The following is a 21,615-nucleotide window of genomic DNA, read 5'->3' on the forward strand; positions in this document are numbered from 1 at the left end:
GTTTAATTATGAAGAGTAATTTAACAATAGTATTCAGTGTGTTTGTGCTATTGAATGTATTTATCGGTGGCTGCCGGGATATGAATAATGTGGATGAACTAGCAATTGTTCTGAGTGTAGGCCTTGATCGTGTACCTGGAACAGAACCCATTCTCTTAACCGTCCAGATTGTTAATACTTCAGCTAAAGGCCCTGGCGGTGAAGGAAGCGGCGGTCAAGATACACCGTTTATCACCTTAACAAGCCAAGGAAAATCTTTATTAGACGCGGAGCGTAATTTAGCAAAGACTTCTTCTCGTAAATTATTTTTTTCCCACAATAAAATAGTTGTGCTAGGCAAAAATTTTACCGCTTCAGACGTATCTGAAGCAATGGATTATATTCAACGTAATCGGGAATTCCGCCGAACCAACCTGATAGTGGTCGCGGAGCAAACAGCCAAAGAAGTTTTAGAAACCAAGTTGGATATGGAGAAGCTCCCGGCGCTAGGTCTGCACGACATGCTTGTTGCCAAAAATCAACCATTTATTTATCCGGTTAATATCAATGATTTTTTGCTGAATTTAAAAACTGACATAGGAGTAAGTTATGCTCCAGTAGTGAGTTTGCAGGATGTGACCCAGGGAAATTACGTACAGCAGGAACAAGCTGCAGGAAAAGCGGGAGAAAGTTCGGGAGCAAAAGGTTCCGCCAAACTATATCTGGATAAAATGGCGATTTTTAAGAATAATCGTTTGGTCGGCACACTCAATGAACAGGAGTCGATAGGCTTACTATGGTTAAGTAATAAGCTGAAAAGAGATACAGTAGTTATTCCTTTCCAAATAGCTGACAAAGATAAGGAATTTTCTGTAGAAATATTAAAAGGAAACAGCAAAATCATCCCCCATATAACCGACAAGGGAATTACCATGGAAGTAGTTTGTACAGGTGAAGCTGAACTGCGTGAAGCGGGCTACCTTAGGGAACAGCTAAAAGATTTGCAGATGTACAGGCAACTTGAGCAAGAAACGGAAAAAATACTAAAAGCGCAGGTAGAACAAACTATTGTCCGGTCACAACACGATCTAAAAGCCGATTTCATTGGTTTTGGCAACCAAATCCACAATTATAATCCAACTGAATGGCGCCTAATCAAAGCAGACTGGGATCAACGTTTTCCCGAAATACAATATACTATTACCTTCCACGTAACAATGCGCAAAGCCGGAATCATCAAGGGTTCAGCGACTTTAAGAAACAACGAGGAATAGCTCATGATAGCTCCGTTTCTGTTGGCGGTAATCCTTATTGTCCTATATGAAGGATTACCGCTGTTTAAAAACAAACTTTGGCGAGAACTAGGCGCTTTGAGTATGCTTATCGGGTTAGCCGCTTTCCTGGGAATCGCAGATATGTGGGGTATGCCAATGCCGATTAATTTGTTGGAACAACTGCTTGGTCCGATTGGACAGACAATTTTTAAGTGAACTCGTTTCAGCCAAACTGAAACATTGGGGGTTCAGGTGGAGAGTCCACTCCACCTGAACTGACGCCGCCTATAGAGGCGGGAGTCTTGACTCGCACGCTAAGATAACATTTCCCGGAAAAAGGCGGTGCAGTTATGCAAGAAAAAGGAATCATCAATACAAACCAGTTTGTCTGGATGTTGTTTATTATTATCACCTCATTTACCGCGATCCAAGTACCTGCCTTGTTAATAACTCAGGCAGGCCGGGATGCTTGGTTAGCAGTAATTGGCGGCTGGATATTGGATGTCTCGCTAGCTGTGGTTTATGCTTATATGGGACTACGCTTCCCAGGCCAGAATTTTGTACAATACAGTATTACCATTCTGGGAAAAACTGTGGGGAGAATAGTAGGAATTCTGTTCCCGGTCTTCTTTTTATTGGCTTGCATGTTTTCAATTCACGGCTTCAGTCAACTAGTTAACTCTTACTTTTTCCCCACGACTTCTATAATGGCAATTATGATTCCCGGATTATTTGTCGCCGGCTATGCAGCTCGTCAAGGAATTGAGGTAATTGGCCGGGTTACCGAAGTGCTTGGCCCGTTATACTTACTGAGCATTGTTGTCATAGGCCTGTTGGTCAGTCCCAGCGCAGAATTTGACCGACTTAAGCCGCAGTTTGATGACGGAATGTATTCTTTTCTTATTGGCTCACCCTTACTGCTGACTTTTTACGGAATTTGTATTATGATGGCAATGTTCATTCCACTATGCAATCGCCCGGAAAATGGATTTCTGGCCAAGTTCATTGCGGTCAGTCTAGGAGCCGTGTTTGTAACTATTATTGTGGTTTTAAGTGTGGCAGTCTTTGGTTATGAACAGGCAGCTAATATTCATGCTCCTGGCCTTGAGCTATCCAGAATGATATCTTACGGCAATTATTTGGACAGGCTGGAAATAATTTGGCTACTGCTTATCACTGGCGCCGGAATAATTGCTTCAGCCAATTTGCTCTGGGCTTTTAGTTTAGGAATGTCACAGATCTTGGATTTAAGCACTTATAAGCCTTTGATATACCCTGCTGCCTTGCTGACCGGGATGCTGGCCTTAACGTCGTTTAATAGTACCATGGAACATATACGTTTTGCCGAATACACCTTTCCCATCTTTGCTGCATTTGTGGAGGCAGGATTGGAAATCTTTTTGTTTATTGCAGCCTTAGTTTTAAACAAACGTGGCCAACGATATGATAATTACAGGAGTATTAATCATGGAAAAGAGTAACTATTATAACTTATTTGCTGTTTTTACCGGATTATTTATGCTTATAATCGGTTGTTTGATAGCGTATCTTTCTCAAAAGTACTTATTTAGTAAATACCGGGGAAAGGCCAAAAACGCTATGGATAAAGAATATCCTGAAGTTCAAACAAAATGTAAGTAGTGAACAAAGATATATAGTTCTTCCACGGAGGAAATTTACAATATTATGTCGAATGTGTAAAATATAGACAATAGCTCTTTGAAAATTAAGTTTGGGAGGGGAATGTATTGAACAGAAGGTTAGTATCAATTTGTAAAAGGATTGAAAAACTACGCTCTAAAATGCATGACAATGCCCTTATCTTTGGGGTATCCCATCCGAAAGTACTTAAAGCAAGTCAACTGCTAGATATGCAAATTAGTTTATACATGAAATTGTGCAAGAGTATATAAAGAGCCGAAAGGCTCTTTTTGTTTTAGGATAGAAAGCAATAGTTGAATTCATTGGAAGAAATACAGGTATTTTGATATTGGCCTCGAAGTATTATGGGATCTATGAGAATGGGGTTTGTTTTTTTCTTGTAAGATTGCTTGATATGGAAAGAGTTTACATAGGAGTCAACTGCGAATAAATGACTATAGCCTAATTGGGAAAAGCCGCAGAAATCCTAGAAAGTGGCTATAGTCAAAATGGAACCCCGACTAATTAATGAAAGAGGCTGATATAGTGGAAGAAAAACGAAATATTATTAATTTTATAGGTGAGATGGGAAAAGAAGAATCCTTTCTATTCATTCGGGGACATCTTTATCTTGAGGCTCTGCTTGGCGAGATAATTCTAAGATCATACCCGGAGCCGCAAGCACTAAATGACATATCAGTTATGTTTTATAGGAAAGTTAAATTAGTAAGGGCAGTTGGGCGGTTAACTACAGAGATGGAAGACTTATTATTGAGTATTAATACGCTTAGAAATAAAATAGCTCATAAGTTGGACTTTGGTTTGGACTTTGATTCGGTTTATGAACTTATTTTAAAAGCTCATAAAGCTGACATAGATTTTTCAGACGATATGATTTATTTAAATAAAGATGAAAGTATGAAGAATTATGGACTTGACCTTAGTATCACTGAACTAATGAGCAAAATGAAAACATGGGGACAGGGACATTGTTTCGCAAAAGAAGAGGTGATAAAATAGATTAAGAGGTGAAAGATGTGGCAAGAAAACCAAGAGAAAAAAGCAGAAGTGGAATATATCATATCATATTACGCGGGATCAACCGGCAAAGCATTTTCGAAGATGATGAAGACCGGCTGAAACTAATCGAGGTTTTGGCGAAATATAAAGAAATTAGTCAATGTCGGATTTTTGCCTACTGTTTAATGGATAATCATGTGCACATCTTATTACAAGAAACCCAAGAACCCATTAGCATGATAATTCAACGATTCAGTTCTAGCTATGTTCTCTGGTATAATAGTAAGCACGAACGATGCGGGCATTTATTTCAAGAGAGATTTAAAAGCGAGGCTGTAGAAACAGACAGCTATTTCTTAACCGTACTGAGATATATCCACCAGAACCCCGTAAAGGCAAAAATCGTAAAAGATGTAAACGATTATAAATGGAGTAGCTATAGAGAATATACAGAGAGCAGATGGATTATTGATAAAGAATATGCCTTAAATATGTTTTCCGACAAACCCGATGAAGCAGTCATGCGATTTACAAAATTCACAAGAGAAGTGAACGGAGATGTCTGTCTTGAAATTCCGGGAATCAAAGTAACTGTGAGTGATGACCACCTTCAACAAAGGGTTAGACAAGAATTCGGAATTGACGCACTGAAAATTTGCAATGAAAAGAAAGAAAAACAAGACGATATTTTGAAAGCAATGAAAAAGGTTGTTGGCACAAATATACGCCAGATAGCACGCATAACAGGGTTATCAGTCACAAGGATATGGAAAGCCTGAAACATAGTCCCTGTCCCCGCGTTTTTATGGGAAGAAATACAGGTATTTTGATATTGGCCTCGAAGTATTATGGGATCTATGAGGATGGGTTTGTTTGTTTTTTTGGAGAAAACATGGGGACAGGGACATTGTTTCGCAAAAGAAGAGGTGATAAAATAGATTAAGAGGTGAAAGATGTGGCAAGAAAACCAAGAGAAAAAAGCAGAAGTGGAATATATCATATCATATTACGCGGGATCAACCGGCAAAGCATTTTCGAAGATGATGAAGACCGGCTGAAACTAATCGAGGTTTTGGCGAAATATAAAGAAATTAGTCAATGTCGGATTTTTGCCTACTGTTTAATGGATAATCATGTGCACATCTTATTACAAGAAACCCAAGAACCCATTAGCATGATAATTCAACGATTCAGTTCTAGCTATGTTCTCTGGTATAATAGTAAGCACGAACGATGCGGGCATTTATTTCAAGAGAGATTTAAAAGCGAGGCTGTAGAAACAGACAGCTATTTCTTAACCGTACTGAGATATATCCACCAGAACCCTGTAAAGGCAAAAATCGTAAAAGATGTAAACGATTATAAATGGAGTAGCTATAGAGAATATACAGAGAGCAGACGGATTATTGATAAAGAATATGCCTTAAATATGTTTTCCGACAAACCCGATGAAGCAGTCATGCGATTTACAAAATTCACAAGAGAAGTGAACGGAGATGTCTGTCTTGAAATTCCGGGAATCAAAGTAACTGTGAGTGATGACCACCTTCAACAAAGGGTTAGACAAGAATTCGGAATTGACGCACTGAAAATTTGCAATGAAAAGAAAGAAAAACAAGACGATATTTTGAAAGCAATGAAAAAGGTTGTTGGCACAAATATACGCCAGATAGCACGCATAACAGGGTTATCAGTCACAAGGATATGGAAAGCCTGAAACATAGTCCCTGTCCCCGCATTTTTCTGTGGAAAGCCTGAAACATAGTCCCTGTCCCCGCATTTTTCTGTGGAAAGCCTGAAACATAGTCCCTGTCCCCGCGTTTTTCTGTGCTACAACTGCCTCTGATTCAACTAGGCGTGTTTGCCTTAATGGCTGCCTTAACGTTTTGGTCCGTCTATTCGCCAGGATCACTGGCATACCTCAATTTGCCGACACTAGACAAAACAAAGATGCTAAAGTTGCCAGAAGAAAAAAAGAAGGAAATCAGGCTGCTTAGTGCCGTTTTTATCAGCATGATCAATCTATTTATATTGCTCTTGTTTACCATCATCAACTATCAGCTGCTTCGAGCTGAAGCAACGGGAAGTATTGGTTCTCCGGTTTGGATAGTTTTAGGGGTTGTAATTAGTCTGTTTGGCAGCTTTATCTCCGTAAGAAAGCTTACTTCAGCGATAAAGCGTATTCAGTGATACTGACGGTGTGCATTAGATGGCATAATTATTCCTCATATGCCTAAGTAGACAAATTGGATCGGCTGCAGCCATAACTATAGCAGTGAACTCGTTTCAGCATAGCTGAAACATTGGGATTCAGGTGGAAAGTCTACTCCACCTGAATTAACGCCGCCTGTAGAGGCGGGAGTCTTGACTCGCGTACTAAGATAAAAAAGGCTGCTGCTGTGCAGGTTAGAAAAACATTATTTGGGAAAACTAAGAAAAACAGCATCACATCAAAAGGTGTGATGCCTTACTTTTACAACTATTTTTTTCCATGTTATAATAAAATAAATATCTGTGGGAGGTAATGTAATGAGTGACAGTAAATATGCAATAGAAGAAATATTTAGACCTACCTCATTTCCACAGCATACATATATTGATCGGGCAATTTCAACAGATGATACCTATGAATTAAGACTGAAGAAGGCGCTTAGAAGCCCTGGACGATTGATATCCATTACCGGATCGTCAAAATCCGGTAAGACGGTTTTATGTCATAAAGTCATTGATAAAAGCAGCATTATTGATTTGAGCGGAGCGCAAATTCAATCGCAGGCAGATTTTTGGAATCAAATTGCTGAAAAAATCCGTTTGCCGCTAGAAGTACAGGTTACGCAGACGGTAGCAAATAAAGTGAGTATAAATGCTAGAACTGGCGCATCAGGTAAGATTCCTTTTGTGGCAGCGGCTGATTTGAGCGGTCAGGCTGGTTATGATCACTCTACAGGGCAAAATATTGCTGAAAAAGAAATTCGCAGTAATACGACCATTATGGAATACTTAATTGCCAATCATAAGGTCTTGGTTTTGGATGATTTTCATTATCTTGCCAATGACCTGCAAATGTATATTGCACGCATCTTAAAGACTGAGTTGTTCAACGGTTTGAAAGCAATTATTATTTCACTGCCACACAGAGCCAATGATGCAATTCGCCATAATCCGGATTTGATTGGCAGAACGTCTTTTATTGAAATTGCGCCGTGGTCAATGGGGGAGTTGACCGAAATTGGTCGCAAGGGTTTCGCTTTATTACGATATAAAATTGATGAACATGACTTAAATCTGTTGGCACAAGAAAGCATAGCATCACCTCAGCTCATGCAGGAAAACTGTTTTAATTTAGCAGATCGAATAGCGGTTGTCGAAACCAATGCTGTAACTACTGAATTAGTTCATAAAGCATTTCATGATACGGTGATTAATTATTCTCATTATGATGTCATTTTGCAGAAAGTTCTTCGTGGACCGGCACAGGGTCGGGATAAAAGAACGCAATATACCTTTAAGGATAAAACAAAAGCGGACATCTATCATCTGTTTTTAAAAGGTATCAGTATTGACCCTCCTGTACTATCCCTGCATATGGATGATATTAAAGCAAGGTTTGCAACAATTATTGATGAATCTGAAAAATTACCTACGTCATTGGTGACTTCCAATACGATAATGCATGTGGAAAGAATTATGCAGGAAACGGCGCCTAAACTAGACACGATAGAATGGCGTGAACAAGTGTTATATATATTAGACCCGTTTTTGCTGTTCTATTTACGGTGGAATAACAGTTTGAGTTTTTGACAAGGACGGTGTAAATTTCTTAATAGAAAACCAATCTTTTTACCTTCATACGCTTGCAATTCATGTAAAAGAGTACTAATATTAGTAATAGGTGGAAATTAAAAAGTAAGGTCGCCGTGTCCCATAGGTGGTGGAACACCTATAGGCACGAGCAGGTGCAGCAACACCTACACGTAACAGCGAACTGTCCACGACGACACTCTTATTATACCCGGTTGTGAGCTGGATTACAAGTTTTTACAATTGGGGCGTAATGATTGGCGCGTTAAGGCAGGGGCTGTGCGACTGCATGCAATATTCGATGGTATCATATCTTGATACAGGTTTGGCAGGACACGCTTACGGGTTCTGTTATTTGGGTTACTTTCTGTATCTTGATACTGTTGCAAAGATCGATTAGGATCGCATGTGTAGGGTAGAAATAATCCTGCAGATGTGATCCTTTTTAATTTCCTCCTGTAAAATTCCCATTCATGGGTGATTACAGGAGGACATAGAAGCCTCCAGATAAAATAAGGAGGGGTGGATTTAACTGACTATGAATATCAGACACCTGGATTGTAAGAAACAAGAGACTGAGCTGTATGATGAAATTTGGGAACTATCTGAAGAACTTGATCGGCTGGATAAAGAGGGAAAAGATACAACAGACACTATCCGGAGATTTGGGGAGGTATTGGAAGAATTTTTATTATTCAGGCAGCAGGAGGCAAAGACCCGCTAGTATTATTTTGGATAGTAACGGTAAATAGATAAACAGCACGAATAAAACTTGCATTATTTGGAAAACATAGTGACAACACTAGAGAAAGGCGTGTTGTCACTATGTTTTCCAAACTTATTGCTAAATTGTCTTCCCTGTATCAGGAAAAAGTCTGTGGTAAATCTATAGTTGTAAAACCTGTACTTATTGGTGGACTAATTCTATTACTGTCTGGTATCGGTTATTATTCTTTGCTAGCAGACCCGAACGTAAAACTGCCACTTCCACATCAAGGCAGTGAGGTTGCTAAAAAAGACAGCAAGATTAAGATTTCCGCAGATACCGATTTAGTACAAAAAATCACCTACACCAAGTGCAAAGACCAGGAAGTATTCCGGACCAAACCACCTGATAATTTAGTTGGGCTTACTTTTAATCAGGTACAGCAGATCTATTCAGGTTGGAGTATAGAAAAATTTGATACCAAAGAAGTAGAAATGACATTAACGGTGGATAGCTTATGCCGCGAGCATTCTAATAATATGTTTATTGGTATCAAAAACGACTATGTCACTGTATTCTATGGAGTACCTGGTCCCAAGGCCATTGTAAAAGAAGTAACTAACATACCTGTGAGTAGCTTAATGCCTCAGGATGTGCAAGAGTTACAGCAAGGGTTAATTGTGCAGTCTAAAGAGGAATTATTACGAACACTAGAGGGAATGCAGGCACGTTAAGGAGAGGGCAACCTCTCTTTTTGTTTTTTGCAACAGGAATATATGGTAAAGTTGTCGAAAGTAGTAGGAAGTAAAAAGGGGGAAACAGATGATTGCATTAGGAATCGACCCCGGCACAGCAATATGCGGTTATGGTTTGGTCGAAGCACAAGGAAGCAGATTAAAGCCCATTATATATGGGGTTATTGAGACAACCCCCGACATGGAGGCTGCCATGCGGCTTAGAAAAGTCCATCAGGAAATTGATGCTTTGATTAAGCAGTATCAGCCAGATATTATGGGTGTTGAAATGTTGTTTATGAATAAAAATGTTCGTACTGTAATGGCTGTAGGGCAAGCCAGAGGGGTAATCCTACTGGCGGCAGCTCAAAATGAACTTAGCATTGATGAATTTACACCGCTACAGGTTAAACAGGCGGTAACCGGGTATGGCAAAGCAACCAAAGAACAAGTTATCTATATGACCCAACGATTATTAAGCCTGCCGAAGAAACCACATCCCGATGATGCCGCCGATGCTTTAGCTATCGCTATTGCAACCATACATTGCGGAAGTATAAATAGAATGAGGGTAACCAATGATAGGTTATGTTAAAGGCGTAGTTACACATCTATTTACCGATTATTGTTTTGTGGATGTTCAGGGAATCGGCTATCGGATATTCATACCTAATTCTACCAGGCAAAAGCTGGCAATTGGTCAATCAGCTACCTTGTTTACCTATCTGAATGTACGTGAGGATGCACTTACGCTGCACGGTTTTTATACGCAGGAAGAATATGATCTTTTTCTCAGTCTTATTTCGGTATCAGGGATTGGCCCCAAAGTAGCGGCTGGCATTTTGTCTGCCATCACACCCCCAAATTTCCGCTTAGCAATTAGTGCCAATAATGCAGCTATCTTGACAAAATTACCAGGTATTGGCAAAAAAACGGCGGAAAGAATTATTCTTGAGCTAAAAGATAAAGTGGGAATCGGTACAGAGTTAGACGCCAGTGTTTCAGGCCAGATGGCAGCAGACATTACTATGCCGGGAGATATCCGGCAAGAGGCCATTCAGGCGCTAATTGCATTAGGGTATAACCATGCCGAGATAACGCCAGTCATTAAGAAAATTTATCAAAACGAAGGTACAACTCAGACAGAAATATCATTAGAACAGTTAATTAGACTTACGTTAAAGGAGTTTGGCCGGAGGTAATTGGGAGGTAACTAACTGGTGGAAGAACGTATTGTGGAACCAGATGAACAGGATGTTGATTCCTGGCAATATAGTCTGCGGCCGCGTCGTCTTGCTCAATATATTGGACAAGATCAAGTAAAAAATAATCTTTCTATATTTATTCAGGCAGCAATGGCCAGAGAGGAAGCGCTGGATCATGTCTTATTATATGGCCCGCCTGGATTGGGTAAAACTACATTAGCCGGTATTGTTGCCAACGAACTTGGCGCTAATTTTCGGATTACATCAGGTCCGGCCATTGAGCGACCAGGCGATTTGGCCTCACTTTTGACTAATTTGGGTGAAAAAGACGTGCTGTTTATTGATGAAATTCACCGTTTGTCGCGCGCGGTAGAGGAAGTCTTGTATTCGGCAATGGAAGACTATGCCCTTGATATTATCATCGGCAAAGGCCCGTCTGCCCGTTCTATTCGTCTTGATTTACCCAAGTTCACGCTGATAGGGGCAACAACCAAGGCTGGTGCCCTAGCCGCACCGCTTAGAGATCGTTTTGGAGTTATTTGCCGTCTGGAATATTACGAAACAGAGCATTTGGAATGTATTGTAAACCGGGCTGCTGAAATTTTGCAAGTAGACATTGAACCCCGCGGTGCACTGGAAATTGCCAAACGTTCACGGGGAACGCCACGTATTGCTAACCGTCTTTTAAAGCGGGTACGGGATTTTGCTCAGGTAACAGCCGATGGGATAATTACAGCTGCTATCGCTGATAAAGCTCTTGATCTGTTAGAAGTAGACAAACGCGGACTGGACAAAACTGACCGGAGTATGCTTACGGCGATTATTAAAAAGTTTAACGGCGGACCTGTGGGGCTGGATACATTGGCTGCCTCAATCAGTGAAGAGACCGAAACAATTGAAGATGTATATGAACCCTTTCTATTGCAAATGGGGTTTATAGCCAGGACGCCGCGTGGGCGGGTAGCTACCCAGGCTGCTTATACCCATCTCAATATATCTTACGAAGATAAAGCCAGCGTTCAAGAAAAATTATGGTAGGTGACTAAATTATGCGTATGTTGCTGCATATCTGTTGCGGCCCGTGTTCTGTATTTCCCCTGAAGCACTTGCAGGAACAGTATCCGGAGTATGAAATTACCGGCTATTTTTATAATCCGAACATCCACCCATACAAAGAGTTTCGCAAACGTCTGGATACTCTCAAAACGTTTGCTGATAAAATTGGTCTTACCAGACTAATCATTGATGAAAGTTATACCCTGGAAGAATTTTTGCGGCAAGCATTAGCTGCCCCAGGTGGGCGCTGTACTCACTGCTATGACCTGCGAATGAACCAAACAGCACGCTATGCCAAAGAACAGGGCTTTGACTGTTTTAGTACCACACTATTAGTAAGCCCTTACCAGCAGCATGATTTGATAAGGGTAGCTGCTAATAAGGCTGCTGTTGCCGCAGAAATCGAGTTCCGCTATATCGACTTCCGTCCCGGCTGGCAGGAAGGCGTCAAGATAAGCAGAGAGCTGGAAATGTACCGGCAGCCTTATTGCGGCTGTGTTTTTAGCGAGCGAGACCGTTATTATAAGCCAGGAAAGGGGCAAGGTTAATGCCCGGAGGACTTGATTCCATAGGTAAAACACTGATGCTGTTTGGCCTCATCCTCTTGGTTGCCGGAGCCATATTTCATTTTGGGGGTAAATTCTTAAGTCTGGGCCGGTTGCCAGGTGATATACATATGGAATGGGGAAACTTCAGCTTTCATTTTCCTATTGTAACATCAATTATTCTTAGCATTATTCTAACAATAATCCTGAATCTGATTTCAAGATAAGATAGTAGTACTTTCCGACTGGAAAATGGCGCCGGAGGTATGCGAGTGTGTAGACATATGGTAAAATGGTTAATGGTAATTGCCTTTTTTATTTTTCCCTTATCTGGATACGCCCATTCAGGCGATAGAGTCGTGTCGGCTTTTGAACCTAACCTGCGGGTGGGGATTTTAACTAACCAGCATAGTATTGAAGTTTCCGCTGATGCTAAATTTGCTATTGTTAGTACCGGCACCACTAAAGTAATGGGGGATTTTGCTGCCCAGGAACCTGTAACAATTGCTGTACGCGAAAGTGGTTTTACCATTAATGGCAGACCAGTAGAGGCTATTGGCCTGGCTGTTGTTATGAAAAAAGCGCATTCCTTAGTTTACAGTGAACAATATCTATATGCCAATAAACGGCGGTATCGAGGTGGCCTGAGTATTCAGCGCACCATCGGTAAGCCAGGGATGACAGTGATAAATACCCTGCCGGTTGAACAATATCTATATGGGGTCATTAAAAATGAAATTTCTCCTGAATGGCCATTGGAAGCAGTTAAAGCTCAGGCGGTAGCAGCACGTACTTATGCGTTGGCTAACCACAATAAACATACAGCTGATGGTTTTGAACTGTGTGCTACTACTGATTGCCAGGTATACGGCGGGCGGGAGAGTGAAGCGCCTAAAGCAATCCAAGCAGTTGATGCAACACGGGGACTGGTGCTTACCTATAAAGGAAAACTAATTTCCGCCTATTTTCACAGCAGTTCAGGTGGTTACACTGAAAATAGCGAAAATGTTTGGTCAGTGAAGCAGCCGTATCTTCGCGGTGTAGCTGATTTCGATCAAAACAGCCCATATTATAAATGGGAAGAGAAGCTGACGCTGGCTGAACTAAATCAGGCTATCAGTAAGGCCGGTTACAACATTGGTTATCTGCAAGCGGTTGAATTATCACCACTTTCCAGTCCGCCGGTTGCAAGCTTTGACCGCGGGGTGTCAGGACGGGTAAAAAGCGTATACTTCAAGGGAACTACCGGGAATATACAGCTAGCAGGCACAAAAGTAAGAAACATGCTAAACTTAAAAAGTACCTTGTTTGATATTACTATAAGTAAAGAACACCCCAAGTTGGCTATGCCAGTTTATGCTGGTAAGGATAGAAAAAAAAGTCACACTCCGCTTGTCGCTGGTAAACCAACTGATTTTGTTGTAATTACCGGCTTTGGCTGGGGACATGGTTTAGGGCTTTCGCAATGGGGGGCAAAAGCCATGGCAGAAAAGGCTCCACCCGGAAACACGGAATATTTCAAGGATATCTTGAAACACTACTACCAAGATGTAGAAATAAAAAAAGCCTACTGATAGGCCATAATGAGGGAGTACCATGCTGGTTTCTGATTTTGATTATTATTTACCTGAAGAATTAATAGCACAACAGCCGGTAGAACCACGCGATCAGTCACGGCTGCTCGTGCTTGACCGGGAAACTGGATGCATTGAGCATAATGAGTTTCATAATCTGCTGCACTATTTAAAACCAGGGGATACCCTGGTTTTTAATGATACCCGGGTAATACCTGCAAGGTTATTTGGAGCTAAGCAGGAAACTGGCGGTAAAGTGGAAGTTTTTTTGTTAAGCCGGATAACTAATGATGATTGGGAAGTACTTGTTAAGCCAGGTAAAAAAGCTAAGCCGGGAACTATTATTGAGTTTAGCGACAACCTACGCTGTGAAGTTCTGCAAAGTACGGATTTTGGCGGCAGGATAGTACGCTTTCAGTATCAGGGGATTTTTGAAGAAATTCTTGATTCGTTAGGTGAGACACCCTTACCACCCTATATCAAAACTAAATTAACAGATAAGGAACGCTATCAGACGGTGTATGCCCGGGAACGTGGCTCAGCCGCAGCCCCTACTGCAGGGCTGCACTTTACCCGGGAGCTTATGGAAAGCTGTAAACATATGGGAGTGAATCTCTCCTTTGTAACTCTTCATGTCGGGCTGGGGACTTTTCGACCTGTAGCAGTAGATACCATAGCAGATCATGTCATGCATCGCGAGTATTATTCAGTACCTGAAGAGACCGCTGCCCTTGTCAATAAAACTCTGGCAGCCGGTAACCGGGTTATTGCAGTAGGGACTACTGCAGTACGAACCTTAGAGACAGCAGGTACTAGCGGGCAACTGGAGGCAAAAAGTGGCTGGACACAGATATTTATCTATCCTGGCTATGAATTCAAAATTGTCAAAGCACTGATTACTAATTTTCATCTTCCTAAATCCACCCTGTTAATGCTGGTTAGTGCTTTGGCCAGCAGAGAACATATTTTTAACGCCTACCGGGAAGCTGTGGATAAGCGTTACCGGTTTTTCAGTTTTGGCGATGCCATGTTTATCCGCTAGGTATATTTTTATTAATACGAGAGGTGTAGCTATTGGCCATTACATATGAACTAATTAAACAATGCTCGAAAACCGGAGCGCGGGTGGGGCGGTTATATACACCACATGGTGTATTTGATACACCTATTTTTATGCCGGTAGGCACGCAGGCCACAGTTAAGGCCATGTCGCCTGATGAGCTTAAAGATATGGGAGCAGGTATAATCCTCAGTAATACGTATCACTTGTATTTGCGACCAGGTCATGATTTAGTGGCCGAAGCAGGCGGGCTGCATAAATTTATGCAGTGGGATCGTGGTATCTTAACAGATAGCGGTGGTTTTCAGGTATTTAGTCTTGGTCCTCTACGCAAAATAACCGAAGAAGGCGTTACGTTTCGTTCACATATTGATGGTTCTAAGCATTTTTTATCACCAGAAAAGGCTACTGAAGTGCAAATGGCATTAGGTGCTGACATTATTATGGCCTTTGACGAGTGCGTGCCTTATCCGGCAGACCATGAATATGCCCGCCAATCAACACAGCGAACTACCCGCTGGGCCGAACGCTGTAAAAAAGCCCATACCCGTAAGGATCAGGCTCTGTTTGGTATTGTTCAGGGCGGGATGTATAAAGACCTCAGAACGATGAGTGTCCAGGATCTTATTGCTTTGGACTTTTCCGGTTACGCTATTGGCGGCCTCAGTGTAGGCGAACCAAAGCCACTTATGTATGAAATGCTTGATCATACAGTACCTTTGTTACCGTCAAATAAACCACGTTATTTGATGGGCGTTGGTACACCAGATTGTTTGCTGGAAGGTGTCATGTACGGTATTGATATGTTTGATTGTGTCTTCCCGACAAGAGTGGCGCGTAATGGTACTGTAATGACCAGTCGTGGTCGTCTTGTTATCAAAAATGCCGAATTTTCCCGTGATTTTCGTCCTATTGATCCCGAATGCGGCTGTTATACCTGCCGGAATTTCTCCCGCGCTTACATCCGTCATTTGCTTAAAACAGAAGAAATCTTCGGTTTGCGCCTGACAACTACCCATAATTTACATTTCTTATTGAACTTTATGAAGGAGATGCGCAAAGCCATCCTTGATGACCGCTTTTTAGCTTTCAGAGAAGAGTTTTGGGCCCATTACCGCAAATAATAAGAGGATTTATGATAAACGTGTGGAATATAATGTAACAGAAACAGGAGGTGATAAATATATGCCAGCACTTTCACCCGAAATAATGCAAGCCATTCAGGCTTCATGGCCAATAGTATTAATGGGCGTAATCTTCTATTTTTTACTATATCGTCCACAGAAAAAAGAACAACAACGTCGTAAAGAACTTTTGGAGAGTCTCAAAAAGGGAGAACGCATTGTTACTATTGGTGGCTTGTACGGTACTATTACGGCATTGAATGAAAAAACTGTTACAATTAAAATTGCCGATAAAGTAGAAGTCGATATAGCTCGTACCGCTGTAAGCCATAATCAAAATCAGCAGAAACCTGAATAACTTTTCAAAGATAACCAGCTACCGCCTATACCCCTTTGAGGTACAGGCGGCTTCTGCCGTCATTGGTTAAAAGAGAGTATTTATAGGGAGGGGAACTATTATGGAACCTAATAAAAATGCCAAACAGGAATTGCGGAAAAATATTTTAGCTGTAAGACGGTCAATGAGCCCGGAGGAAGTGGCTGCCGGCAGCACCCGGCTTGCCGAACATTTATGTTCTTGGCCCATATATCAAGCTGCTAAAACTATTATGCTCTATCTGGCAATGCCTGATGAACCTCATTTGGACAAGGTTATTTCCCATGCACTAAGTGCCGGTAAAACCATCTGTGTGCCGCATATGCGGGAGACACGGGGATTAATGGATGCTGCCATTATTGCTAATCTTGACGATCTGGTGGTAGGGCAGTTCAATCTCTTAACTCCCAATCCGGCAACCTTAAAACTCCTGGACCCCAGCGAATTGGATCTCATTATCGTTCCTGGGGTGGCTTTCGACAAAGACGGACGGCGATTAGGGATGGGTGCTGGTTATTATGACCGGTTTTTACCGCAAGCAAATAAAGCTGAGCTCATCGGTGCAGCCTGGGCTGCACAAATACTTGAAAAAGTACCGACTGACGACCACGACCGGCCAGTAAATTATTTACTTACTGAAGATGGCATATTTACACGCAGGTAAGGGAAAATGTAAGTAGTTACATTTGCCTTACTGCTGTCACTTAGTAATAGTGCTACGAATTTGACAGTAAAGGCTAACTTTTGATAACTGGAGGTTTAGTCAATGTCAGTAGCTACTATTGAGCAACCGATTACCCTGGTGCAAGTAAAGGCAGATCACGAAATAACCGTTTACCTTACCCGTAGTACCAAATATCTTAGTCGCCTTGGTTTTACCGAACATGGTCTCAGACATGCCGGAATTGTTTCGGCCCTGGCCTATAAGGTTTTACAGGAACTAGCTTTCCCAACACGGGATTGTGAGCTTGCGGCGATAGCCGGCTATCTGCATGATATCGCCAATATGATTAATCGGTACAATCACGGTGTTTCAGGTGCAATAATGACATTTTCCATCCTGACCCGGATGGGGATGCCCCCGGAAGAAGTGGCACTAGTGATATCTGCTATTGGTAACCATGAGGAAGAACGTGGTAATGCAGTTAATCATGTAGCGTCAGCACTCATTCTGGCAGATAAATCGGATGTACATCGCTCACGGGTTACTAATCGCGACTTTGCCAAATTTGAAATCCATGACAGGGTAAATTATGCTGCCGAGAGCAGCAAGCTCTTGATTGACAGGGCATCGCGTAAGATAACGCTTGCTGTTACTATTGATACGACAATTTGTCCTGTCATGGAGTACTTTGAAATATTTTTACTGCGTATGGTCATGTGCCGGCGGGCAGCCGAATTTTTAGATTGCCAATTTAAGTTGGTAATTAATGATTATGAACTATTGTAGTTGTCCTAATAGGTGAATATTGGATTATGCAAGATTGGGGGGCTAATTTCTTGAGGTGGGATAATTTCGCCAAATTTTTGGTGGTTGTTTTAGCAATTCTCGTTGCTGCAGGTTTTTATATGTTGCCGCTGTCTCTATCAATTAAGCAAGGGCTTGATCTGCAGGGTGGAACCCATGTCGTTATGGAAGCTTCAGATACGCCTGAAGCAATAGTAAATGATGATGCAATGCAGCGGGTGGTTCAAATTATGGAACGCCGCATTAATGAACTGGGACTGACTGAACCCATTGTCCAACGCCAGGGTGAACGACGGGTTATTATCGAACTTCCGGGTGTAAAAGATCCGGAAAAAGCCATTGAAATGCTTGGTAAAACGGCGTTGATGGAATTTCAGGATGAAAGTGGTACAGTGGTATTGACAGGTAAGGACCTGAAAGATGCCAAAGCCCAAATTGACAAAGGCAATCAGAAATTGGTAGCGATCGAATTTACTGATGAAGGTGCCAAAAAGTTTGCCGACCTGACTGCCAAGAGTGTTGGCAAACATATTGCGATTCTTTTGGACAACCAGATATTAACAAATCCTGTTGTTCAGGAAGTCATTCCCAATGGTAAGGCCGTAATCTCCGGTAACCGGGACATGGCAGAAGCGGAACGGCTGGCAATACTGCTTCGCTCAGGTGCTTTGCCGGTTAAAGTTGAAGTTTTGGAGACAAGAACTGTTGGGCCGACTTTGGGAGCAGATTCCAAAGCCAAGAGCATGCAAGCGTTTGTGATTGGCATTGCCGGCATTGTTATCTTTATGCTGCTATTCTATCGGGCCTCTGGCTTTGTCGCTACTATAACACTTATCTTATATGTAATGATGTTGTTATTTTGTTTAAAAATGCTTAACGCTACATTGACCTTACCAGGTATTGCCGGTATTATTCTGTCAGTGGGTATGGCCGTTGATGCCAACGTGCTGATCTTTGAACGGTTTAAAGAAGAATACCGGAACGGAAAAACGCTCAGGGCTGCTATGGATGCTGGTTTTAGCCGGGCCTTTGCTACTATTCTGGACTCCAATATAACAACCTTAATTGCTGCGGCTGTACTATTTTTCTTGGGCACTGGTACGATTAAGGGGTTTGCTATTACGTTAGGCTTAGGGATAATTTTAAGTATGTTTACCGCCATTACGGTTACCAAATATGTACTCAAAATGTTGATTAACGCCAATGTATTTAAAAATGGCAAGTTTTATGGGGTTTATGGGGGCGAAAAACATGAAATTTGATATTGTTGCTAAACGTTATTGGTGGTTTCTGCTCTCTGCGCTCATCATAATCCCTGGCTTGATATCTATGGCGACGCAAGGCCTTAATTTAGGCATTGACTTTACCGGTGGCACGTTGCTTGACCTAAAATTTGCCCGTCCGGTGGCAGTAAGTGAAATAAGAGAGGTACTTAAAGATTATCAATTAGAAGGTAGTACCATTCAACTGGCTTTAACAGGCCAGGAAGATAAGGCAAACAATGTATTAATCCGGTCCCATGTGCTCAGTGAAGAGGAACGCCGCAATGTACTTAAAGGCTTAGAAACAAAACTGGGAGCTTTTGAGGTTTTGAGAGCCGAAAAGGTCGGTGCCGTAATTGGCTCCGAACTGGCACAACAGGCTGGTCTCGCGCTTTTACTGGCCTGGGTGCTTGAAATTGTCTATATTACCTACCGGTTTGAGTTTAAATTTGCCGTTGCCGGTATTGCCGCCCTTGTGCACGATATATTGATTGTTTTGGGTATATTTTCAATTTTGCAAAAGGAGATTGACTCTACTTTTGTGGCAGCAATTTTGACAATTATCGGCTATTCAATTAACGATACCATTGTTATTTTTGACCGGATCAGGGAAAACCTGAAAACCTACAAGAAAAGTGAGGGGCTGGCAGAGCTCGTTAATCGCAGCATCTGGCAGACAATGACCCGTTCCATTTATACCGTTCTTACTGTAATCTTTGCAACTGCTGCGCTTTATGTGTTTGGCGGCGAGACTACCAAGAATTTTTCGCTGGCTCTGTTGATTGGTTTTGCCAGTGGTGCTTATTCTTCAATATTTAATGCCAGCCAAATCTGGATAACCTGGAGAGAGTACGACGAAAAACGCCGTATGGAACAACGAATCAAAGGTGCAAACTAGTTTTTTAGCCTGAAGCAAATTGCTTCAGGCTTTTTTGCACCATTAAGGCTCTGCTGCAATATCCTATAAGCAGGCAGGGGGCGATATATATGGGAGTTATCCTACCGGCACTATCGTTGGCACTTGTTCATATCGCCGGCGATAATGTAGCTGTTGTTCCAGCTATGGCATCGCTAATCGGCCAAGGTATTTATTCAACAGTATTTTTAGCGTATATGATATTCGGCTCGATAGTAGCCGGCACGTCAGCCTGGATAGGCACAAAAAGCGGACACGAATTAACCGCAGTGGTCAAGCGGCTGTTTGGGATACGCGGCAAAGTACTGCTGGCGCTGGCAATATTGGCTGTATCACTGCCAGCCAGTGCATTAACCGGCGGCTATTTTGCCGGACAATTGCTAGAGCACCTGACAGGACTCCCCTATGTAGTGACTGTTGCTTGCTGTATAATGGTATGTTGTTTGTTGGCTGCCGGTTATGGCAGGGAACTACTGATAATTTCTAACTATGCAGCACTCTTACTTATCCCGGCAATAGGGGTTATGGTGTTTATGCTGCCTGATACTTTCACAACAATATCCTTTACTAACTTGCTATCACTTGATTATAGCGGCTGGGCACTGGTACTAGCTCTTATTGGCTATAATGCCGGTGGCATGCATTCGGTACTGGTGGTAGAAGCGGGAACTTATTTTGCCCACCAAAACTATGCCGGCATTTATCTAGCCGTATTAGCAAAATTTTTTGAGGGGCTTTTTACTTTGCTGCTGGCCCATATAGTCTTACTGGGCGGAGGATACGGATTTATGCCTTTGTCGATTGTTGCCAATCAGGTTTTTGGATCATGGCTGGCAGCCGGGTTTAATAGTATATTAGTATGTATATTACTCAACACAATGGTTCCAGCCATGCTGGTCAATGCTAAACAACTCAGTATAATTACAAGAATGCATTTTAGCTCAGCGCTAGCCTTAGCAGGACTATTAGTCTGGTGCGGCAGCTTGTTCAGCTTAGAATTAATTCTCATGATTATGAGTGTAACAGGTTTACTAATGATTGTTTTCATTGGCTGGATAGCTTACTTTCTACATAAACAAGGAGATAACAAGTTACAATAACAGTAGCAGTACTATTCGGGTGAAACGGGGTAATTGCCTTTTGTGGGTCGAACTTTTAGTAACATTCATTATGATAGCAGGTCTTTTTTGTACAATGTCAGTAAAGCTCTCGGGGACGCTGATCATCCTGCTGGGGGCTGTCATTTATGGTTTATCAACTAATTTCGTGAATTTTACTCCGGAAACAATTAAGTTATTGATACTGCTTTCCCTATTAAGCGAGTTAGGCGGAAGAATATTACGAATCTATTTGACTGAGAACTTACCGGTTTCACGCGATTTTAGCATCAATAGTGCAGTGTGTCATTTTGGCGGTATACTGGCAAGCGATGCCCTGTTCGGATCTGTTCTCGGGCTATTCCTATGGGAATTAGTTGCCGGTAAAACACTTTTGCCGCATAGAGATACAGTATTCCAGGTACTGCTCCGACTGATCGGCGTGGCTGTTATTAGGTTTGTTTGCGGCATTACTATGATTGTCGTTATACATCTGTACATATTTCGATAATGGGTTTTGAAAACCTTGGCTTTCGCTGAAGGCTCGGCAGAAGCCAAGGTTTCTTTATTTATTTTACAGCCGATAATATTAAAGGAATATTGAAGTTTTTGCGAGAATAGTAATCCAATATATATTTTTTTTATGGGTGTGATCATATTTGATGCGGAAAACCAAACAGAAACTCAGGAAAACTGAGAAAAATTCAGGTAAAGTTGCAAAAATTTACACTGTATACTACAATTGTTTCTAGTACATTGTTTTGGAGGTCTATAACG

The 21,615-nt window shown here is 41.8% G+C and carries 27 protein-coding genes; all 27 read left to right on the forward strand.

Annotated features, from left to right (window positions below; all coding sequences use genetic code 11):
* The first annotated feature begins 8 nt into the window (after positions 1 to 8).
* Positions 9 to 1,253 (forward strand): Ger(x)C family spore germination protein, encoded by a 1,245-nt coding sequence (locus AC1ECB_RS06915; RefSeq protein ID WP_485668025.1) that lies wholly within the window; start codon positions 9 to 11, stop codon positions 1,251 to 1,253.
* Between the two features lie 3 nt (positions 1,254 to 1,256).
* On the forward strand, positions 1,257 to 1,469 hold the full coding sequence (locus tag AC1ECB_RS06920; protein WP_485668026.1) for a hypothetical protein: 213 nt from the start codon (positions 1,257 to 1,259) through the stop codon (positions 1,467 to 1,469).
* Between the two features lie 134 nt (positions 1,470 to 1,603).
* Positions 1,604 to 2,734, forward strand: coding sequence for a GerAB/ArcD/ProY family transporter (locus AC1ECB_RS06925; protein WP_485668027.1), 1,131 nt, complete (start codon positions 1,604 to 1,606; stop codon positions 2,732 to 2,734).
* A complete protein-coding gene (locus AC1ECB_RS06930; RefSeq protein ID WP_485668028.1) occupies positions 2,721 to 2,894 on the forward strand; it encodes a hypothetical protein in 174 nt (57 codons plus the stop codon). The genes AC1ECB_RS06925 and AC1ECB_RS06930 overlap by 14 nt, the downstream gene beginning before the upstream one ends.
* Positions 2,895 to 3,001: 107 nt before the next feature.
* Entirely contained in the window at positions 3,002 to 3,166 is a 165-nt protein-coding gene (locus AC1ECB_RS06935; protein WP_485668029.1) for a Spo0E family sporulation regulatory protein-aspartic acid phosphatase, read from the forward strand.
* Between the two features lie 274 nt (positions 3,167 to 3,440).
* Positions 3,441 to 3,914 carry a hypothetical protein gene (locus AC1ECB_RS06940; RefSeq protein WP_485668030.1) on the forward strand — a complete coding sequence of 158 codons (474 nt, stop codon included), beginning with the start codon at positions 3,441 to 3,443 and terminating at the stop codon, positions 3,912 to 3,914.
* Positions 3,915 to 3,931: 17 nt separating this feature from the next.
* A complete protein-coding gene (locus AC1ECB_RS06945) occupies positions 3,932 to 4,693 on the forward strand; it encodes an REP-associated tyrosine transposase (RefSeq protein WP_485668031.1) in 762 nt (253 codons plus the stop codon).
* 176 nt (positions 4,694 to 4,869) lie between these two features.
* On the forward strand, positions 4,870 to 5,631 hold the full coding sequence (locus tag AC1ECB_RS06950) for an REP-associated tyrosine transposase (protein WP_485668032.1): 762 nt from the start codon (positions 4,870 to 4,872) through the stop codon (positions 5,629 to 5,631).
* A gap of 152 nt (positions 5,632 to 5,783) precedes the next feature.
* The gene (locus AC1ECB_RS06955) at positions 5,784 to 6,104 is read left to right on the forward strand and encodes a hypothetical protein (protein ID WP_485668033.1); all 321 of its coding nucleotides are present in this window, start codon (positions 5,784 to 5,786) and stop codon (positions 6,102 to 6,104) included.
* A 339-nt stretch (positions 6,105 to 6,443) separates the two neighbouring features.
* A complete protein-coding gene (locus tag AC1ECB_RS06960) occupies positions 6,444 to 7,715 on the forward strand; it encodes a hypothetical protein (protein WP_485668034.1) in 1,272 nt (423 codons plus the stop codon).
* A 538-nt stretch (positions 7,716 to 8,253) separates the two neighbouring features.
* Positions 8,254 to 8,439 carry a hypothetical protein gene (locus AC1ECB_RS06965; protein ID WP_485668035.1) on the forward strand — a complete coding sequence of 62 codons (186 nt, stop codon included), beginning with the start codon at positions 8,254 to 8,256 and terminating at the stop codon, positions 8,437 to 8,439.
* A 101-nt stretch (positions 8,440 to 8,540) separates the two neighbouring features.
* On the forward strand, positions 8,541 to 9,155 hold the full coding sequence (locus AC1ECB_RS06970; protein WP_485668036.1) for a BofC C-terminal domain-containing protein: 615 nt from the start codon (positions 8,541 to 8,543) through the stop codon (positions 9,153 to 9,155).
* A gap of 88 nt (positions 9,156 to 9,243) precedes the next feature.
* Complete coding sequence (gene ruvC, locus AC1ECB_RS06975; RefSeq protein ID WP_485668037.1) at positions 9,244 to 9,750, forward strand: crossover junction endodeoxyribonuclease RuvC; 507 nt, start codon at positions 9,244 to 9,246, stop codon at positions 9,748 to 9,750.
* The gene (ruvA, locus tag AC1ECB_RS06980; protein WP_485668038.1) at positions 9,734 to 10,357 is read left to right on the forward strand and encodes a Holliday junction branch migration protein RuvA; all 624 of its coding nucleotides are present in this window, start codon (positions 9,734 to 9,736) and stop codon (positions 10,355 to 10,357) included. The genes ruvC and ruvA overlap by 17 nt, the downstream gene beginning before the upstream one ends.
* Before the next feature lie 18 nt (positions 10,358 to 10,375).
* Positions 10,376 to 11,398 carry a Holliday junction branch migration DNA helicase RuvB gene (gene ruvB / locus AC1ECB_RS06985; RefSeq protein ID WP_485668039.1) on the forward strand — a complete coding sequence of 341 codons (1,023 nt, stop codon included), beginning with the start codon at positions 10,376 to 10,378 and terminating at the stop codon, positions 11,396 to 11,398.
* 11 nt (positions 11,399 to 11,409) lie between these two features.
* Positions 11,410 to 11,964 (forward strand): epoxyqueuosine reductase QueH, encoded by a 555-nt coding sequence (locus tag AC1ECB_RS06990; RefSeq protein ID WP_485668040.1) that lies wholly within the window; start codon positions 11,410 to 11,412, stop codon positions 11,962 to 11,964.
* Positions 11,965 to 11,999: 35 nt separating this feature from the next.
* Positions 12,000 to 12,188 (forward strand): DUF2905 domain-containing protein, encoded by a 189-nt coding sequence (locus tag AC1ECB_RS06995; RefSeq protein WP_236614600.1) that lies wholly within the window; start codon positions 12,000 to 12,002, stop codon positions 12,186 to 12,188.
* A 39-nt stretch (positions 12,189 to 12,227) separates the two neighbouring features.
* Positions 12,228 to 13,535: a SpoIID/LytB domain-containing protein gene (locus AC1ECB_RS07000; protein WP_485668041.1), complete on the forward strand. Its 1,308-nt coding sequence runs from the start codon at positions 12,228 to 12,230 to the stop codon at positions 13,533 to 13,535.
* Positions 13,536 to 13,557: 22 nt separating this feature from the next.
* Positions 13,558 to 14,577 carry a tRNA preQ1(34) S-adenosylmethionine ribosyltransferase-isomerase QueA gene (gene queA, locus AC1ECB_RS07005; RefSeq protein WP_485668042.1) on the forward strand — a complete coding sequence of 340 codons (1,020 nt, stop codon included), beginning with the start codon at positions 13,558 to 13,560 and terminating at the stop codon, positions 14,575 to 14,577.
* A gap of 32 nt (positions 14,578 to 14,609) precedes the next feature.
* Positions 14,610 to 15,719: a tRNA guanosine(34) transglycosylase Tgt gene (gene tgt, locus AC1ECB_RS07010; RefSeq protein WP_485668043.1), complete on the forward strand. Its 1,110-nt coding sequence runs from the start codon at positions 14,610 to 14,612 to the stop codon at positions 15,717 to 15,719.
* 61 nt (positions 15,720 to 15,780) lie between these two features.
* Entirely contained in the window at positions 15,781 to 16,077 is a 297-nt protein-coding gene (gene yajC / locus AC1ECB_RS07015) for a preprotein translocase subunit YajC (RefSeq protein WP_485668044.1), read from the forward strand.
* Positions 16,078 to 16,177: 100 nt separating this feature from the next.
* The gene (locus tag AC1ECB_RS07020) at positions 16,178 to 16,759 is read left to right on the forward strand and encodes a 5-formyltetrahydrofolate cyclo-ligase (protein ID WP_485668045.1); all 582 of its coding nucleotides are present in this window, start codon (positions 16,178 to 16,180) and stop codon (positions 16,757 to 16,759) included.
* 102 nt (positions 16,760 to 16,861) lie between these two features.
* Positions 16,862 to 17,545 carry a phosphohydrolase gene (locus tag AC1ECB_RS07025; protein ID WP_485668046.1) on the forward strand — a complete coding sequence of 228 codons (684 nt, stop codon included), beginning with the start codon at positions 16,862 to 16,864 and terminating at the stop codon, positions 17,543 to 17,545.
* A gap of 50 nt (positions 17,546 to 17,595) precedes the next feature.
* Entirely contained in the window at positions 17,596 to 18,825 is a 1,230-nt protein-coding gene (gene secD, locus AC1ECB_RS07030; RefSeq protein ID WP_485668047.1) for a protein translocase subunit SecD, read from the forward strand.
* Entirely contained in the window at positions 18,815 to 19,723 is a 909-nt protein-coding gene (gene secF / locus AC1ECB_RS07035; RefSeq protein WP_485668048.1) for a protein translocase subunit SecF, read from the forward strand. Before secD ends, secF begins: the two co-directional genes overlap by 11 nt.
* Positions 19,724 to 19,812: 89 nt before the next feature.
* A complete protein-coding gene (locus AC1ECB_RS07040) occupies positions 19,813 to 20,841 on the forward strand; it encodes a hypothetical protein (protein WP_485668049.1) in 1,029 nt (342 codons plus the stop codon).
* A 94-nt stretch (positions 20,842 to 20,935) separates the two neighbouring features.
* Positions 20,936 to 21,349 (forward strand): DUF456 family protein, encoded by a 414-nt coding sequence (locus tag AC1ECB_RS07045; RefSeq protein WP_485668050.1) that lies wholly within the window; start codon positions 20,936 to 20,938, stop codon positions 21,347 to 21,349.
* The last annotated feature ends 266 nt before the right edge of the window (positions 21,350 to 21,615 follow it).

It is taken from the genome of Sporomusa sp. 246TCP1, assembly GCF_057319775.1.

What these genes read in the sequence shown, in the direction of transcription:
- AC1ECB_RS06965 (WP_485668035.1), top strand. Translation starts at nt 8,254, where the DNA reads ATGAATATCAGACACCTGGATTGTAAGAAACAAGAGACTGAGCTGTAT.
- AC1ECB_RS07040 (WP_485668049.1), top strand. Translation starts at nt 19,813, where the DNA reads ATGGGAGTTATCCTACCGGCACTATCGTTGGCACTTGTTCATATCGCC.
- AC1ECB_RS06915 (WP_485668025.1), top strand. Translation starts at nt 9, where the DNA reads ATGAAGAGTAATTTAACAATAGTATTCAGTGTGTTTGTGCTATTGAAT.
- AC1ECB_RS06960 (WP_485668034.1), top strand. Translation starts at nt 6,444, where the DNA reads ATGAGTGACAGTAAATATGCAATAGAAGAAATATTTAGACCTACCTCA.
- AC1ECB_RS07000 (WP_485668041.1), top strand. Translation starts at nt 12,228, where the DNA reads ATGCGAGTGTGTAGACATATGGTAAAATGGTTAATGGTAATTGCCTTT.
- AC1ECB_RS07045 (WP_485668050.1), top strand. Translation starts at nt 20,936, where the DNA reads ATGTCAGTAAAGCTCTCGGGGACGCTGATCATCCTGCTGGGGGCTGTC.
- AC1ECB_RS06930 (WP_485668028.1), top strand. Translation starts at nt 2,721, where the DNA reads ATGGAAAAGAGTAACTATTATAACTTATTTGCTGTTTTTACCGGATTA.
- queA (WP_485668042.1), top strand. Translation starts at nt 13,558, where the DNA reads ATGCTGGTTTCTGATTTTGATTATTATTTACCTGAAGAATTAATAGCA.
- AC1ECB_RS06920 (WP_485668026.1), top strand. Translation starts at nt 1,257, where the DNA reads ATGATAGCTCCGTTTCTGTTGGCGGTAATCCTTATTGTCCTATATGAA.
- AC1ECB_RS06995 (WP_236614600.1), top strand. Translation starts at nt 12,000, where the DNA reads ATGCTGTTTGGCCTCATCCTCTTGGTTGCCGGAGCCATATTTCATTTT.
- AC1ECB_RS06990 (WP_485668040.1), top strand. Translation starts at nt 11,410, where the DNA reads ATGCGTATGTTGCTGCATATCTGTTGCGGCCCGTGTTCTGTATTTCCC.
- AC1ECB_RS06925 (WP_485668027.1), top strand. Translation starts at nt 1,604, where the DNA reads ATGCAAGAAAAAGGAATCATCAATACAAACCAGTTTGTCTGGATGTTG.
- ruvC (WP_485668037.1), top strand. Translation starts at nt 9,244, where the DNA reads ATGATTGCATTAGGAATCGACCCCGGCACAGCAATATGCGGTTATGGT.
- secF (WP_485668048.1), top strand. Translation starts at nt 18,815, where the DNA reads ATGAAATTTGATATTGTTGCTAAACGTTATTGGTGGTTTCTGCTCTCT.
- AC1ECB_RS07025 (WP_485668046.1), top strand. Translation starts at nt 16,862, where the DNA reads ATGTCAGTAGCTACTATTGAGCAACCGATTACCCTGGTGCAAGTAAAG.
- AC1ECB_RS07020 (WP_485668045.1), top strand. Translation starts at nt 16,178, where the DNA reads ATGGAACCTAATAAAAATGCCAAACAGGAATTGCGGAAAAATATTTTA.
- AC1ECB_RS06955 (WP_485668033.1), top strand. Translation starts at nt 5,784, where the DNA reads ATGGCTGCCTTAACGTTTTGGTCCGTCTATTCGCCAGGATCACTGGCA.
- AC1ECB_RS06970 (WP_485668036.1), top strand. Translation starts at nt 8,541, where the DNA reads ATGTTTTCCAAACTTATTGCTAAATTGTCTTCCCTGTATCAGGAAAAA.
- yajC (WP_485668044.1), top strand. Translation starts at nt 15,781, where the DNA reads ATGCCAGCACTTTCACCCGAAATAATGCAAGCCATTCAGGCTTCATGG.
- ruvA (WP_485668038.1), top strand. Translation starts at nt 9,734, where the DNA reads ATGATAGGTTATGTTAAAGGCGTAGTTACACATCTATTTACCGATTAT.